Raw genomic sequence first — 15,227 nt, 5'->3', positions numbered from 1 at the left:
CCATCGCAAGGAGATTTCCATGACGAACTGGAAACAGATCCAGTCCCTGGTGCCGCAGCCCGGCGCCGACCCCGACTTCGCGGCCTGCCTGGCCGCCTTCCCCCAGCTGGAGCAGGCCAAAACCACGCCGCAGGACCCCGTCTATCACGCCGAAGGCGATGTCTGGACGCACACGCAGATGGTGGTACGCGAACTGCTGGCCGACCCCGGCCATGCGGCGCTCACCGCCACCGAGCGCGAGACGGTCTTCCTGGCCGCGCTGCTGCACGACGTGGCCAAGTGCTCGACCACCGTGGTGGGCGAGGATGGCCGCATCGGCCAGCCCGGCCATTCGCGCCGGGGTGCGCTGGATGCGCGGCTCATGCTCTGGGAAGCTGGTGCGCCCGTGGACCAGCGCGAGGCCATCTGCCGGCTGATCGCCGTGCACCAGGTGCCGTTCTTCGCCTTTGCCGACTCGCGCCGCGGCCTCTCGCCCGAGTTCATCGTGCGCGAGCTGTCCTGGCAGGTGGACCTGCACCTGCTCACCCTGCTGGCGCGGGCCGACATGCGCGGGCGCATCTGCCCGGACATTGCGTCCGTGCTGGTCAACATCGAGCTGGTGCGCGAGTTCGCGCTGGAAGAGGGCTGCCTGCGCACGCCACGCCGCTTTGCCTCGGCCGAGACGGCGGTGCGCTACTTCCGGGGCGCGCAGCTGCATCCCGACTATGCGCTGCACGAGCAGACCGGCTCGCGCGCCATCGTCATGTGCGGCCTGCCGGCCAGCGGCAAGAACACCTGGGTGGCCGCCCACCATGGCGACCTGCCCGTGGTCTCCTTCGACGATGCGCGTACGGAGCTGGGCCTGCGCCACGGCCAGAACGAGGGCGCGGCCGCCCACCACGCCGTGGACAAGGCCAAGGCCCTGCTGCGCGCAGGCCAGCCCTTTGTCTGGAATGCCACCCACCTGTCGCGCCAGATGCGCGGCAAGACCGTGGACCTGTGCCTGGCCTACGGCGCCCGCGTGGAGCTTGTGCACCTGGAAGCCAGCCGCCCAACCCTGCTGGCCCGCAACCGCGCGCGCGACACCACGCTGACCAACGCGGCCCTGCTCGGCCTGCTGCAGCGCTGGGACGTGCCTTTGCCTACCGAGGCGCATGCGCTGTCGTTGGTGGTCAATGAGGGGTAGGTCGAGGGTGGGGGGGAGGACCCGCCTTTCGCTCAGTCCCTTCGGATTCCGCGCTCCTTCACCAGCCGACCCCACTTGGCGGCTTCGCTGTCGATGAAGGCGGCGAACTCCTGGCTGCTGCCGCCGCCGAACTCGTTGCCCTGGGAGACGATGCGTTCCCGGACTTCCGGGTGCTCCATGGCCTTGGCGAACGCCTTGTTGAGCCGGGCCACGATCTCGGGCGGCGTGCCTTTGGGCGCCACATAGCCCATCCAGTTGGAGACGGTGACCTGGGGGAAGCCGGACTCGGCGAAGGTGGGCACGTCAGGGAGCATGGCCAGGCGCTGTGCCGAGGTCACACCCAGCGCGCGGATCTTGCGCGCCTGTATGGAGGGCGCGGCCGCACCGGTCTGCTCGAACATCAGGTCCACCTGTCCCGACAGCAGGGCGGTGGCGGCGGGACCACCGCCCTTGAAGGGCACGCCGACCATGTCCAGGCCTGCCGCCGCCTCGAAAAGCTCGGCCGAGAGATGGTGCGCGCCGCCCGGCCCTGCATTGGCGATGTTCAGCTGCCCCGGCCTGTCCTTGGCGGCCGTCACCACATCGGCCACGCTGCGATAGGGCTTGTCGGCGGGCGTGACCAGCACCAGCGGGCTTTTCTCCAGCAGGATGATGGGGACAAAGGTCTTGGGATCGAAGTTGAGCTTGGGATAGATCCAGGGATTGACGGCCAGCGGCCCGAAGCTGCCCATGGCGATGGTGTAGCCGTCGGCTGCGGCGCGGCCCACGAACTCCATTCCGATGTTGCCGCTGGCGCCGGGCTTGTTGTCCACGATCACGGGCTGGCCCAGTATCTGCGCCAGCTGCCTGGCCACGAGCCGGGTCTTGACGTCGGTGTTTCCGCCGGCCGCGAAGGGCACGACGATGGTGACGGCGCGGACCGGGTAGCCGTCGGGGGCGGTCTGGGATCGGGCCGTGGCCGAAGCCAGGGCCAGGATGGCGGCGGCCGTGGCGGCCAGCGCGGGATGAAGCTGCATGTCGTCTCCTGTGGTTTTCTGAAGGGAAAGGCAAATGCCGGGAAAGGGCGCGCGCCCTCACTCGGCCACGATGCGTGCCGAGGTCACTATGGCGGCGTACCTGGCGGTCTCGGCGGCGATGAAGTCCCTGAACTGCTGCTGGGACATGGGGGCGGGCTCGCCGCCCAGTTCGCGCAGGCGCTGCGCCAGCGCGGGATCCTTGAGCGCATTGACCACCGCCGCATGCAGCCGCGCCTGGACGGCCGGCGGTGTGGAGGCGGGCGCGAAGAGGCCGAACCAGTTGTCCAGGTCGTAGGAGGCCAGGCCCGTGGACTCGGCAATGGCGGCAATGCCGGGGGCGAAGCTGGCGCGCTGCGCTGAAGTCACCGCCAGCGCCTTGACACGGCCGCTCTTGATGAAGGGCGCGGCCCCCGCGTAGCTGACGAAGGCCAGTTCGACCACGCCCGAGGACACGTCCACCAGCTGGTTGGCCGCGCCCCGGTAGGGCACGTGGTTCAGCCGAATGCCGGCCAGCGACTGCAGCAGCTCGCCATTGAGGTGCTGGGGATTGCCCACGCCGCTGGTGGCGTAGCCGAGCTTGCCGGGGCTGGCCTTGGCCAGGCGCACCAGTTCATCGATGTTGCTGGCCGGCAGGCCGGGCGAGGCCACCAGTACGTTGGGCACGCGCGTGACCAGGGTCAGGGGCGCCAGGTCGCGGGACGGCTGGTAGGGCATGCGGCCCTGGTGCACCAGCGGGGCGATGGCGGTTTCGCCGGCCGAGCCCAGCAGCAGCGTGTGGCCGTCGCCCGCCGCGCGTGCCACGGCCCCTGCGCCCAGCATGCCGCTGGCGCCGGGCCTGTTGTCCACCACCACCGGCTGCTTGAGCGTCACGCGCAGCCGCTCGGCCAGCAGCCGGGCCATGGCGTCGACACCGCCACCTGCCGTGAAGGGAACCACGAGAGTGATGCTGCGCTGCGGCGCGTCCTGGGCCGCAGCGGGCAGGCTGCCGATGAGGCTGATGAGGCCGGCGAGCAGCGCGGTGCCCAGGTTGCGCAGCAAGCTGCGGCGGGAGGGAGCGGACATGTCAAAACTCCTTGGCGGCCTTTTAGCCGGGGTTTCAGGGAAAGCGAGATGAGGCGTTTGATTGCATTTTAGAAATTCAAAATGCAAAATATCAGCTATGGAAAACACCGAGAACCCCTTTTCCCGCGTCCTTGAACTGGACGGAGTCCGCTACCACGCCGCCGATGTGCCGGGCGTGCTGGGCGAGTGCCTGCCGCGCCTGCCCGTGGTGCTCAGGTTGTTACTGGAGAACGTGCTGCGCCACATGGAGGGGCAGGAAAGGGACGCTGCCGTGGCTGCCCTGCGGGCCTGGCTGGATCACGGCAGCAGCGAGGCCGAGATCGCCTTCCAGCCGGGCCGCGTGCTCATGCACGACACCACCAGCACGCCGGCGCTGGTCGACATCGCGGCCATGCGCGACGCGCTGCACGAAGAGGGCGTGGATCCGGCCGTGCTCAATCCGGTGCTGCCCGTCGATGTGTCGGTGGACCACTCGCTGGCCGTGGAGGCCTATGCAGCGCCGGGCGCCGCCCAGGCCAACCTGGAGCACGAGATACGGCGCAATGCCGAGCGCTACCGCTTCCTGCGCTGGGCTTCCAGGGCCCTGGCCCATGTGACCATCCACCCGCCCGGCACGGGGATCATGCACACCATCAACCTGGAGCAGCTGGCCACCGTGGTGGCTACCGAGGAGCGCGGCGGCAGGCTCTGGGCCGTGCCCGACATGATGCTGGGCACGGACAGCCACACACCCATGGTCAACGGCATCGGCGTGCTGGGCTGGGGCGTTGGCGGGCTGGAGGCGCAGACCGTGATGTTCGGCATGCCCACCATGCTGCGCATCCCCGACGTCATCGGCGTGCGGCTGACCGGCGCGCTGCGCCCCGGCGTGCAGGCCAGCGACCTGGCCCTGGTCGCCACCCAGCGGCTGCGCGCCCTGGGCGTGGCCGGCGAGTTCGTCGAGTACTTCGGCCCCGGCGTGTCCACGCTGACGGCGGGCCAGCGCAGCGTGGTGGCCAACATGGCGCCCGAGTACGGCGCCACCACGGGCTACTTCGCGGTCGATGGCCAGACGCTTGACTACCTGCGCGCCACGGGCCGCAGCCCACAGCGCGTCGCCCTGGTCGAGGCCTATATGCGTGCCCAGGGCCTGTGGTTCGATCCGCAGGCCCAGCCGCGCTACACACGCCAGATCGAGATCGACCTGGACGCCGTGGGCTGGCACATTGCCGGTCCGCGCCGTCCGCAGGACCTGCTGGACTATGGCGACAGCGCTAGCGCGCTGCAGGCCGTGGGCTTTGTTGCGTCCGGCGCGCAGACCGGGCTGCCGCGCCATGCCGTGGCGCTGGCCGCCATCACCAGCTGCACCAATACCTCGGATCCCGCGCTGCTGGTCGCCGCCGGGCTGGTGGCGCGCAAGGCGCGGGCGCTGGGGCTGAAGGTCCCCGCATGGGTCAAGACCTCGCTGGCACCGGGCTCGCCGGCGGCTGCCTCCTATCTGGCGCGCGCCGGGCTGCTGCAGGACCTGGAGGCCGTGGGCTTCGGCATCGTGGGCTACGGCTGCACCACCTGCATCGGCAACCCTGGCCCGCTGACGGAGCCGGTGCGCCAGGCCCAGCGCGCCGGCCAGGCCAAGGCCGTGGCCATTTTGTCGGGCAACCGGAATTTCCCGGGCCGCGTGCATCCGGACATCGAGCTGAGCTTCATCATGTCGCCGTCCCTGGTCATCGCCTTCGGCCTGGCCGGCGACGCGGCCCGCAACCTGCGCAGCGAGCCCGTGCAGCACCTGGCCGATGGCCGGCCCGTGTTCCTGGCCGACCTCATGCCCACCCGCGAGGAAGTCCAGGCGGCGCTGGCGCTGGGCATGCACCCGCAGGACTTCGGCCGCGACTTCGCGCGGGCCACGCTCAACCCGGCCTGGCATGCGCTGAAGGCGCCCGAGGGGCCGTTGTTTCCCTGGGACGCGCGGTCCACCGCGCTGCGCCGCCCGCCCTTTGTGGCGCTGTCCGAGGGCAGCCAGCTGGGCCGCTACCAGGCCCACCCGCTGCTGGTGGTGGGCGACGACATCACCACGGACCATATCTCGCCGGCCAGCGCCATCCCGCCCGACAGCCTGGTGGCCGATTTCCTGGTGGAGCGCGGCGACGACCGGGGTGATCTCAACGTCTTCGCGTCGCGGCGCGGCAACTGGGAGGTGATGGTGCGGGCGGCCTTTCACAGCAAGACGCTGAAGAACCTGCTGGCGCCCGGTGCCCCCGTGGCCCATGGCCTGCATGCGCCATCGGGCGAGATCGCGCCGCTGTGGGACATCGCGCAGCGCTACCGCAAGGCGGGCCAGTCCGTGGTGCTGGTTGCCGGCGAGCGCTACGGCACGGGCTCCTCGCGCGACTGGGCCGCCAAGGGCCAGCGCCTGCTGGGCATACGTGCCGTGCTGGCCCTGAGCTTCGAGCGCATCCACCGCTCCAACCTCATCGGCATGGGCATCGTGCCGCTGCGCTTGCCTGCGGGCATGGGGCCGCAGGAACTGGCGCTGCAGCCGGGCGACCGTATCGAGATCGATGCACCGTCCAACGCCCTGGCGCCGCGCTGCGCCGTGCCCGTGCGCATACTGCGCGGCGATGGCAGCGTGCAGGCGCTGCAGGCCACGGCCGCCGTGGAGACGCAGCTGGAGGCAGGGCTGCTGCGCAGCGGCGGCGTGATTCCTTCCATCCTGCGGCAGGCGGCCGGGCGCTGATGTGGCATGGCATGACAATGGGGGCATGAAGACCTCCACCCAGCTGTGCTCGCAAATCCTGGCACTGGCCCGTTCCGAACAATGGGACAGCGGAACCCACCTGGCCGCCCAGGGCCTGGCCGACCGGCTGCGCGTCTCCCGCCAGCCCGTCAACGAGGCCTTGCAGCAGCTGGAAGAGCAGGGTGTGGTGCGGCGCGAGCGCAACCGGGGGTTTTTCCTGGCCCTGCCGCATGATCGGATTCCGGCCGAACTGCTGGCCGAGGCGGCGGCCGGCGACCAGGACCTGACCGAAGCCATCTACTTTCGCATCGCCGAGGACCGGCTGCGCGCCAGCCTGCCCGAATCCGTCACCGAGGCCGCGCTGCGCACGCGCTACGGCCTGAGCAAGGCCCAACTGGCGGCCGTGCTCAACCGCATCTCGCAGGAGGGCTGGATCGAGCGCAAGCCCGGCTACGGCTGGACCTTTGCGGCCATGCTGACCACGCCCGACAGCCTGCTGCAGTCCTACCGCCTGCGTATGGCGCTGGAGCCGGCCGCGCTGCTGGAGCCCGGCTACCGGCTGGACCGCGCCGTGCTGCAACGCTGCCGCGCGGCCGAAATCCACTTGCTGGAAGGCGGTATCGCCACCGACCCGGCCGACCGCATCCACGACCGGGGGGTGAACTTCCACGAGTCCCTGGTCGAGGCCTCGGGCAACGTGTTCTTCATCGACACCATCCGCCGCGTCAACCGCGTGCGGCGCCTGCTGTCCTACCGCTCCATGCAGGACCGGGCGCGCTACCGCGAGCACTGCGAGCAGCATCTGAACATCCTGGAACTGCTGGGGCGCGAGCGCAACGAAGAAGCCTCCCTCGCCATGCGCGAGCACCTGGCGAGCACCTTGCGCAACCTGGCCAGCATCAGCGATCTCCTCGGTCCCGGTGCAGCGTCCCCGGAACCTTCGCGTACCCCTTCGCGTACCTCTTCCACGCCCCGGCGGGCATCCCGTTGACCCTTGAAGCGAGCCATCCATGAACCTTTCCTCCCAGCTGCTGTCCACCCTCGCGCCGCTTGGCCGCATCCGCGCATCCATCAACACCGGCAATCCCATCCTTGCGCGGCTGCAGGCCGATGGCCAGCCCGCAGGCGTGTCCATCGACCTGGCCCGGCGCCTTGCGCAGCAGCTGGGGCTGGAGCTGGAACTGGTGGTCTTCGATACGGCCGCCAAGTCGGTGGATGCCGTCACGCGCGAGGAGGCCGACTTCGGCTTCTTTGCCGTGGACCCCGTGCGTGGCGCGGGCATCGGCTTTACCGCGCCCTATGTGCTGATCGAGGGCAGCTACCTGGTGCGCCAGGATTCGCCGCTGACCGACAACGCCCAGGTGGACCGGGCCGGGCACACCGTGGTGGTCGGCAAGGGCAGCGCCTATGACCTGTACCTGAGCCGCGAGCTCAAGCATGCGCAGATAGAGCGCGCCGTGTCCTCGCCCGCCGTGGTGCAGACCTTCGTGGAATCGACGGCCGATGTGGCCGCCGGCGTCAAGCAGCAATTGGAGGCCGATGCCGCCCGCCTGCCCGGCCTGCGCCTGCTGCCGGGCCGCTTCATGGTGATCCAGCAGGCCATGGGCCTGCCCAAGGGGCGGGGCGATGAGGCCCTGCGCGTGCTGGCGGCCTTTGTGGAAGAGGCCAAGGCTTGCGGCTTTGTGGCCGAGGCGCTGCAGCGCCATGGCATTCAGGGCGCGGCCGTCGCACCGCTGGCGGGCGCATCGGCATGAGCACCTCAGCGTCGCGCTCCCTGTACGCCTACGTGGGTTCGCGCACCACGCGCGAGCGCGACGCACGTGGCGAGGGCATCACCGTCTATCGCGTGGACGAAGCCACGGGCGGCCTGCAGCATCTGCAGACCGTGGACGGGCTTGCCAACCCCTCGTTCCTGGCGCTCGATGCAGCCGGCACCCGGCTCTACACCGTGCATGGCGATGGCCATGAGGTCAGCGTCTTCGCACGCGATGCCGCAACGGGCCGCCTGGCGTTGCTGCAGACCCGGGACTGCGGCGGGCGCAACCCGGTGCACCTGGCCATCGCCCCGGGCGGACGGCAGCTGGTGGTCTCCGACCATCTGGGCGAGCCGGCTGCCAGCGACGGCCACCGGGGGTATGGCGGGCCAGGCGGTACGCTGGCCGTGATGTCGATCGCACCGGACGGGCGCCTTGGCTCCGTGCAGCAGCGGCTTGCGCTACCGGGCCAACCCGGGCCGCATCGCAAGGAGCAGCCGTTTGCCAAGCCGCACTTCAACCCCTTCTCGCCGGACGGGCGTTTCGTGCTGGTTCCTGACAAGGGGCAGGACCGGATCTTCATCTTCGCCTTCGAGCACGGGCGGCTGGTGCCTGCGCCCCAGCCCTGGCTGGACTGCCGCGAAGGCTCGGGCCCGCGGCATATCGCCTTCCATCCTGCGCTGGCCTGCGCCTATGTGGTCAACGAACTGGACAACACCGTGCTCACCTGCCGCTTCGATGCGGCCACTGGGGCGCTGCAGGGCTTGCAGATCCTGTCCACCCTACCGGAGCGCTTTGTGGGCAACAGCCGGGCGGCGGGCATCGAGGTCTTGCGCGACGGCCGGCAGGTGCTGGTGTCCAATCGCGGCGCCGACGGCATTGCGGTCTTCGATGTCGATCCTTTGACGGGGCTGCTGCACGCCAGTGGCGGCTTCGCCTCGGGCGGGCGCACGCCGCGCTTTTTCACGTCCTCGCTCGACGGGCGCCTGCTCTATGTGCTCAACGAGGACAGCGACAGCATCGTCTGCCATGCCCGGGATGACGCCTGGCGCCCGCTGGCCAGCACCCACTGCGCCAGCCCGGTGTGCATGGTGTTCGCGCGGTAGCCGTCCGCGCCGCCCTCCGGGGCAGGATCAGGCGCCGCGCAGCACCAGCAGGTCGATGCTGGCCGGCACGCCCAGGCGCACGGCAAAGCCGGCCCACAGGCCTGCGCCGGCGCTGACGAAGAGCTTCATGGCGCCGACCTCGTACTCGCCGCGCACGAAGCCGTCATTGGCGGGCGCCACCAGCCATTGGTCCATGCCCAGGATCAGGCCGCCGTGCGTATGGCCCGACAGCTGCAGGCCCACGCCGTGGGCAGCGTTGTCGCGGGCGGTCTTGGGCTGGTGGGCCAGCAGCAGGTGGTATTGCGCACCGGCCTCTTTGGCCTGGCGGGCCACGGTGTCGATGTCGGGCGGCACGCCTTCGGCCACGGACGGGTCGGTGTTCTGGCGCGACAGGCGGCCATAGGCCGGATCGCCGATGCCCGACAGCGCCAGGCGCGCGCCCTGCACATCGATCAGCTGCATGCGGTTTTCCAGCAGGTTCAGGCCCAGGCGGCGGAATTCGGCCATCCAGGCGTCGTAGCCGCTGTAGTACTCATGGTTGCCGGGCGCCGCCCACACGCCGTAGCGTGCCTTGAGCTGCGCCAGCGGCGCGACGTTGGCGCGGCCGCTGTCCACGTCGCCGTCCACCATGTCGCCGGGCAGCACGATGAGGTCGGGCCGCGCCTCCAGCGTGCGGTCCACGATGGTCTGCACATAGCGCGCGTTGTTGATGGGGCTGGCGTGGATGTCGGCCAGCACGGCCACGCGCAGGCCTTCCAGGCCGGTGGGCAGGCCGGGCAGGCGCAGCGTGCGCTCATGCACCTCGGGCGGGCGCAGCGCATTGGCCACGCCCCAGGCCGACAGCAGGCCCGCCAGGGCCAGGGCGCCGGCCGTGAGCAGCGGCGCGTGCAGGCGCTGCTTCCAGTCCTCGCGCCGGGCCACGGCGGCCAGCGCCCAGAGGCCGTCGCGCAGCACGATGAAGACGGCCAGCATCAGCAGCAGGGCCAGCACCCAGCCGCCCGGCACCTGCAGATAGGCCAGCGTGCGGTACTCCACCGTGCCCTCGCGCAGCAGCACCAGCAGCAGGGCGGGCGTGCAGCCCAGGGCCGCCGTGGCGACGGCCGCCATCAGGCGTGCGCGGCGCGGCATCAGGCGGACGGGCCACCACAGCCACAGGGCCAATAGCGGAATGACGAGGGCGGCAAGAGAAACCATGGGGAGCAGATCGAGGAAGGCGGGTGAGGTGGCCAGCGCCGGGCGCGGGCGGCAAGGCGAGCGCCGATTGTGCGCAATGCCTTGCATGCGGCCGGCCCGCACTGGCGAAGGCCCTGGCCTGCGGGGGTTTTCATGCGGGCGGCACAGGGCAGGCGTATGGAAATCTGCAGCCGCGTGGCGCCGCCGGCATGGCGCGGGGATAATCCAGCCCCTTATGCCTTTGAAGATCAGCTTCCCTGAATCCCTGCCCGTATCCGCCCGCCGTGAGGAAATCATGGAGGCCATGGACCGGCACCAGGTCATCATCGTGTGCGGCGAGACGGGCTCGGGCAAGACCACGCAGCTGCCCAAGATCGCGCTGGCGCTGGGCCGGGGCAAGGTCAACGCCACGCCCGACGACAAGGGCCAGGTGCGCGGCCACCTGATCGGCCACACGCAGCCGCGCCGCATTGCCGCCAGCTCGGTGGCCAAGCGCATTGCCGAGGAACTGAACACGCCGCTGGGCGATGTGGTGGGCTACAAGGTGCGCTTCCAGGACCGGCTGTCCAAGGACGCCTCGGTCAAGCTGATGACGGACGGCATCCTGCTGGCCGAGACGCAGACCGATCCGCTGCTCAAGGCCTACGACACCCTCATCATCGACGAGGCCCACGAGCGCAGCCTCAACATCGACTTCCTGCTGGGCTACATCAAGCAGATCCTGCCCCGGCGCCCCGACCTCAAGGTGGTGGTGACATCGGCCACCATCGATGCCGAGCGGTTCTCCAGGCACTTCGAAGGCCCCAAGGGGCCTGCGCCGGTGATCATGGTCTCGGGCCGCACCTACCCCGTGGAGATGCGCTGGCGCCCCTTCGAGGAAAAGCGCGACCACGACCTCAACGATGCCATTGCCGAAGGCGTGGACGAGCTGTGGTCCGGCGGCGTCAGCGGCGACATCCTGGTGTTCCTGCCCGGCGAGCGCGAGATCCGCGAGGCGGCCGACCACCTGCGCAAGCATCTGGCACAGCAGCCCGTGCTGCGCCATGCCGAGGTGCTGCCGCTGTTCTCGCGCCTGTCGCAGGCCGAGCAGGACCGCATCTTCGACAGCCACACGGGCCGGCGCATCGTGCTCGCCACCAACGTGGCCGAGACCTCGCTGACCGTGCCCGGCATCCGCTATGTGATCGATGCGGGCACGGCGCGCGTCAAGCGCTATTCCTTCCGCAGCAAGGTCGAGCAGCTGCTGGTCGAGCCCATCAGCCAGGCAGCGGCCAACCAGCGCGCGGGCCGTTGCGGCCGCGTGGCCAACGGCATCTGCATCCGCCTGTACGACGAGGCCGACTTCGGCACGCGCGCGCGCTTCACCGACCCTGAAATCCTGCGCTCCTCGCTGGCCGGCGTCATCCTGCGCATGAAGTCGCTGGGCCTGGGCGACGTGGTGAATTTCCCCTTCCTTGAATCGCCCTCGGGCCGCGCCATTGCCGACGGCTACCAATTGCTGGGCGAACTGGGCGCCGTGGACGAGCGCGGCGAGCTGCTGCCCATGGGCCGCGAGCTGTCGCGCCTGCCGCTGGACCCGCGCGTGGGCCGCATGATCCTGGAGGCGCGCACGCGCGGCGCCGTGGCCGAGGTGCTGGTCATCGCCTCGGCCCTGTCCGTGCAGGACGTGCGCGACCGGCCGCTGGAAGCCCAGCAGCAGGCCGACCAGCAGCACGCCAAGTTCGACGACGAGAAAAGCGAATTCAGCGGCTACCTGCGCCTGTGGAAATGGCTGCAGGATGCGCGCGGCGGCAAGGTGGTGGCCAAGAGCCGCAAGGAAATGGCCACGGCCCAGGCGCCGGCCGCCAAGCCATCGGCGCGCAATGCCGCCTTCCTGCCCGTGGCCCAGCGCAGCGGCGGGCAGAGCGTGGCCGCCCCGGCGGCCGAGGCGCTGGCGGCCTTCCATCCGCAGGACACCGGTCCCGGCACGGATGACGAGCCCTCGCACAAGCTCAGCAACCGCCAGTGGGAGCAGCTGCTGCGCCAGAACTTCATCAACATCCGCCGCGTGCGCGAATGGCGCGACATCCACTCGCAGCTGCTGACCGTGGTCAACGAGCACAAGTGGAAGATCAACACCGAGCCTGCGGGTTACGACGCCGTGCACCTGTCCATGCTGTCCGGCCTGCTGGGCAACCTGGGCTACAAGGGCGATGAAAGCGACGCCTACCTGGGCGCGCGCGGCATCCGCTTCTACCCGCACCCGGGCGCCCACCTGTCCAAGAAACCCGGGCGCTGGATCGTTGCGGCCGAGCTGGTGGAAACCTCGCGCCTGTACGGCCGGGGCATCGCCGCCATCGATCCGCAGTGGCTGGAGGAAGTCGGCGCCCACCTGCTCAAGAAGCAGCTGCTCGATCCGCACTGGTCCAAGAACCAGGCCGACGTGGTGGCGCTGGAGCGCGCCACGCTCTACGGCCTGGTGGTCTACAACGGCCGCCGCATGAGCTATGGCCGCATCGATCCGCAGTCCGCGCGCGAGATCTTCATCCGCCAGGCCCTGGTGGAGGGGCAGTGGGACACGCGCTGGCACTTCCTGCCCGCCAACCTCAAGCTGGTGCGCAAGGTCGAGGAGCTGGAGCACAAGAGCCGCCGCCAGGACGTGCTGGTCGATGACGAGCTGATCTACGCCTTCTACGACCAGCAGATCCCCAAGGACGTGTTCAGCGGCGCCACCTTCGACCATTGGTTCCGCGAGGCGGCCAAGGAAAACGCCGACCTGCTGCGCCTGTCGCGCGACGAGCTGATGCGCCACGAGGCGGCCGGCATCACCACCCAGGCCTTTCCCAAGGTGGTCAAGCTCGGCGGCATGGACTGCACGGCCAGCTACCTGCACAGCCCCGGCGACGCGCGTGACGGCATCACCGTCACCGTGCCGCTGTTCGTGCTCAACCAGGTCACCGACGAGCGCGTGGAATGGCTGGTGCCCGGCATGCTCAAGGACAAGCTCCAGGCCCTGCTCAAGAGCCTGCCGCAGCGCCCGCGCAGCCGCTTCGTGCCCCTGCCCGAAAGCGCCCAGCGCCTGGCCGAACTCTTCACCACGCCCGAGCGCTGGGGCCAGGGATCGCTCATCGATGCCCTGCTCAAGCAGGTGCGCGACGAGACCTCGCTGGACGTCAAGCGCGCCGACTTCAAGCTGGACATGCTCAGCCCGCACCTGTTCATGAACTTCCGCATCACGGACGAGCATGGACGCCAGCTGGGCCAGGGCCGCAACCTGGGCGCGCTCAAGGCCGAACTCGGCGCCAAGGCGCGCGGCGCCTTCCAGGCGCTGGCCGCGCTGAAGGTGGCGTCGGTCACGGAGGCCCCTTCTGCACCCGCTGCCACCGCGCCCGAAGCCGGCAGGAAGCCTGCGCCCGCTGCCAAGGCGGAAAAGCCCGACCAGGCCACGCCTGCCAGGAATGCCAAGCCCAGCCAGCCCGCCGACAGCCGCTACAAGGAATGGAGCTTTGGCGAGCTGCCCGAGCTGATGGAGATCGGCCGGGGCGGGCAGACGCTGATCGGCTTTCCAGCACTGATCGACCACGGCGATGCCGTCGGCATCGAGGTCTTCGACGAGCCCGAGGTTGCGGCCGCACGCCACCGCGTGGGCCTGCGTCGCCTGTTCGCGCTGCAGATCCGCGACGCGCTCAAGTACCTGGAAAAGAACATTCCAGACCTGCAGAAGATGGCGGTCGCCTACATGCCGCTGGGCACGCAGGAGGAACTGCGCGAGCAGATCATCGACGTGGCCATAGACCGCGCCTTCCTGCAGGAGCCGCTGCCCACCAACGACGCGCAGTTCAAGCAGCGCGTGCAGGACGGACGCGGCCGGCTGACGCTGATCGCCAACGAGGTGGCGCGCATGGCCTCCACCATCCTGGTCGAGTACGCGGCGGCGCAGCGCAAGATCAAGGACACCAAGAACGCGCCTGACGCCACGGCCGACGCCGCCCAGCAATTGCAGCGCCTGGTGCCCAAGAACTTCATCGCGGCCGCGCCCTGGACCCAGTTGCAGCACTACGCGCGCTACCTCAAGGCCATCACCAGCCGGCTGGACAAGTACCGCTCCGACCCTGCGCGCGACGCCAGCCGCCTGACCGAGCTGCGCCCGCTGGAGCAGCGCTACTGGCGCCTGGTGGCTGAGCGCAAGGGCCACATCGATGCGCGCATGCAGGAGTACCGCTGGATGCTGGAGGAGCTGCGCGTGAGCTTCTTCGCCCAGGAGCTGCGCACGCCGTACCCGGTAAGCATCAAGCGGCTGGACAAGGTCTGGCAGCAGCTGCAGAACTAGCGCCGTGCCGGCCTGCGGCCCTTTCTTGAGCGGGAGGGCCGCAGGCCATGTTTCAATGCGGCATCGCCACCTTCACCGGCACGCGGCGGGTTGGAGCGATGCAAGGCCCAAGGCCGTATGCGCCATCACAGAGATGGGGCATTTTTCAAAGCATGGGCGATCTGTGCAGAACCTGCACAGATGCTGGCCGCTCCATGGCGTTGCGGCGGACCCTGTGCGTTTCTAGACTGCAGGCATCAACCACTTCCCGTTTTCAGGAGCACTGCATGTCCCTCGCAGAACAGGCCAGCCAGGCCACCCAATCCACCCAATCCACCAGCCATCCCACCCTCCGCGCCCTGTCCGGCGCGCCGGGGCGCAGCCAGTTGCCACGGGGTGCCACGGCGCTGCTGGTCATCGACTTCCAGAACGAGTACTTCAGCGGCCGCCTGCCCATCCCGCGCGGCCCGCAGGTCCTGGAGCAGGCCCGGCGCCTGCTGCAATGGGCCGATGCCGGGCAGGTTGCCGTGTTCCACATCCAGCACATTGCCCCTGAAGGTGCGCCCGTGTTCGCCGTCAATGGCAGCACCGTCCAGTTCCACCCCGGCCTGCAGCCGCGCGCGGGCGACACCGTGGTGCAAAAGCGCAGCGTCAGCGCTTTCGTCGGCACCGACCTGGCCGACCAGCTGCGCGCGCGTGGCATCACCACCGTAGTCATCTGCGGCCTCATGACCCACGCCTGCGTGGCCGGCGCCGCACGCGATGCCGCGCCGCTGGGCTTCGAGGTCGTCGTGGCCAGCGATGCCGTGGCCACACGTGCCATCACGCGCAGCAATGGCGAATCCGTGGACGCCGACAGCCTGCACCGTGCCGCGCTGGCCGAGATCGAGGATGTGTTTGGCGATGTCATGCCCACCGCGCATGTGGTGCAGCTGCCCCTGCGCTGAGCC

The 15,227-nt window shown here is 69.8% G+C and carries 10 protein-coding genes; 7 read left to right on the top strand and 3 right to left on the bottom strand.

The genetic code is table 11. The features are described 5' to 3' along the window. Positions 1-19 precede the first annotated feature (19 nt). On the top strand, positions 20-1,165 hold the full coding sequence (locus INR38_RS10235) for an AAA family ATPase (RefSeq protein ID WP_207443651.1): 1,146 nt from the start codon (positions 20-22) through the stop codon (positions 1,163-1,165). A gap of 32 nt (positions 1,166-1,197) precedes the next feature. Here the strand turns inward: INR38_RS10235 and INR38_RS10230 are convergent, their stop codons facing one another. Both INR38_RS10230 and INR38_RS10225 read right to left on the bottom strand, forming a co-directional pair. Next, positions 1,198-2,181 (bottom strand): tripartite tricarboxylate transporter substrate binding protein, encoded by a 984-nt coding sequence (locus INR38_RS10230; RefSeq protein ID WP_207443650.1) that lies wholly within the window; start codon positions 2,179-2,181, stop codon positions 1,198-1,200. Positions 2,182-2,238: 57 nt separating this feature from the next. Then, positions 2,239-3,243, bottom strand: coding sequence for a tripartite tricarboxylate transporter substrate binding protein (locus tag INR38_RS10225; protein WP_207443649.1), 1,005 nt, complete (start codon positions 3,241-3,243; stop codon positions 2,239-2,241). A gap of 97 nt (positions 3,244-3,340) precedes the next feature. On the opposite strand from INR38_RS10225, the gene INR38_RS10220 reads away from it, so the two are divergent. The 4 genes from INR38_RS10220 to INR38_RS10205 are packed head-to-tail and all read left to right on the top strand — an operon-like array spanning position 3,341 to position 8,816. Continuing rightward, positions 3,341-5,956, top strand: a complete 2,616-nt coding sequence (locus INR38_RS10220) for an aconitate hydratase AcnA (protein ID WP_207443648.1) — start codon at positions 3,341-3,343, stop codon at positions 5,954-5,956. Positions 5,957-5,981: 25 nt separating this feature from the next. Further along, complete coding sequence (locus tag INR38_RS10215) at positions 5,982-6,947, top strand: GntR family transcriptional regulator (RefSeq protein WP_192366513.1); 966 nt, start codon at positions 5,982-5,984, stop codon at positions 6,945-6,947. Positions 6,948-6,966: 19 nt separating this feature from the next. Beyond that, complete coding sequence (locus tag INR38_RS10210; RefSeq protein ID WP_012206352.1) at positions 6,967-7,710, top strand: ABC transporter substrate-binding protein; 744 nt, start codon at positions 6,967-6,969, stop codon at positions 7,708-7,710. Then, positions 7,707-8,816: a lactonase family protein gene (locus tag INR38_RS10205; RefSeq protein ID WP_207443647.1), complete on the top strand. Its 1,110-nt coding sequence runs from the start codon at positions 7,707-7,709 to the stop codon at positions 8,814-8,816. The genes INR38_RS10210 and INR38_RS10205 overlap by 4 nt, the downstream gene beginning before the upstream one ends. A gap of 27 nt (positions 8,817-8,843) precedes the next feature. Here INR38_RS10205 and INR38_RS10200 read toward each other — a convergent pair whose 3' ends face one another. After that, the gene (locus tag INR38_RS10200) at positions 8,844-10,010 is read right to left on the bottom strand and encodes a metallophosphoesterase (RefSeq protein ID WP_063325958.1); all 1,167 of its coding nucleotides are present in this window, start codon (positions 10,008-10,010) and stop codon (positions 8,844-8,846) included. A 214-nt stretch (positions 10,011-10,224) separates the two neighbouring features. On the opposite strand from INR38_RS10200, the gene hrpA reads away from it, so the two are divergent. Beyond that, positions 10,225-14,298, top strand: a complete 4,074-nt coding sequence (gene hrpA / locus INR38_RS10195) for an ATP-dependent RNA helicase HrpA (RefSeq protein ID WP_207443646.1) — start codon at positions 10,225-10,227, stop codon at positions 14,296-14,298. 266 nt (positions 14,299-14,564) lie between these two features. Beyond that, a complete protein-coding gene (locus INR38_RS10190) occupies positions 14,565-15,224 on the top strand; it encodes a cysteine hydrolase family protein (protein WP_207443645.1) in 660 nt (219 codons plus the stop codon). Positions 15,225-15,227 lie beyond the last annotated feature (3 nt).

It is taken from the genome of Delftia sp. SD018 (assembly GCF_017355445.1).
In the GTDB taxonomy this organism is placed as follows: Bacteria; Pseudomonadota; Gammaproteobacteria; order Burkholderiales; family Burkholderiaceae_C; genus Comamonas; species Comamonas acidovorans.
Note: the sequence above shows the minus strand (reverse complement) of the source record. Positions and strands in the feature narration are given on the sequence as shown.

Coding starts and splice junctions, on each gene's coding strand:
- INR38_RS10235 (WP_207443651.1), top strand. CDS start 20: ATGACGAACTGGAAACAGATCCAGTCCCTGGTGCCGCAGCCCGGCGCC.
- INR38_RS10230 (WP_207443650.1), bottom strand. CDS start 2,181: ATGCAGCTTCATCCCGCGCTGGCCGCCACGGCCGCCGCCATCCTGGCC.
- INR38_RS10225 (WP_207443649.1), bottom strand. CDS start 3,243: ATGTCCGCTCCCTCCCGCCGCAGCTTGCTGCGCAACCTGGGCACCGCG.
- INR38_RS10220 (WP_207443648.1), top strand. CDS start 3,341: ATGGAAAACACCGAGAACCCCTTTTCCCGCGTCCTTGAACTGGACGGA.
- INR38_RS10215 (WP_192366513.1), top strand. CDS start 5,982: ATGAAGACCTCCACCCAGCTGTGCTCGCAAATCCTGGCACTGGCCCGT.
- INR38_RS10210 (WP_012206352.1), top strand. CDS start 6,967: ATGAACCTTTCCTCCCAGCTGCTGTCCACCCTCGCGCCGCTTGGCCGC.
- INR38_RS10205 (WP_207443647.1), top strand. CDS start 7,707: ATGAGCACCTCAGCGTCGCGCTCCCTGTACGCCTACGTGGGTTCGCGC.
- INR38_RS10200 (WP_063325958.1), bottom strand. CDS start 10,010: ATGGTTTCTCTTGCCGCCCTCGTCATTCCGCTATTGGCCCTGTGGCTG.
- hrpA (WP_207443646.1), top strand. CDS start 10,225: ATGCCTTTGAAGATCAGCTTCCCTGAATCCCTGCCCGTATCCGCCCGC.
- INR38_RS10190 (WP_207443645.1), top strand. CDS start 14,565: ATGTCCCTCGCAGAACAGGCCAGCCAGGCCACCCAATCCACCCAATCC.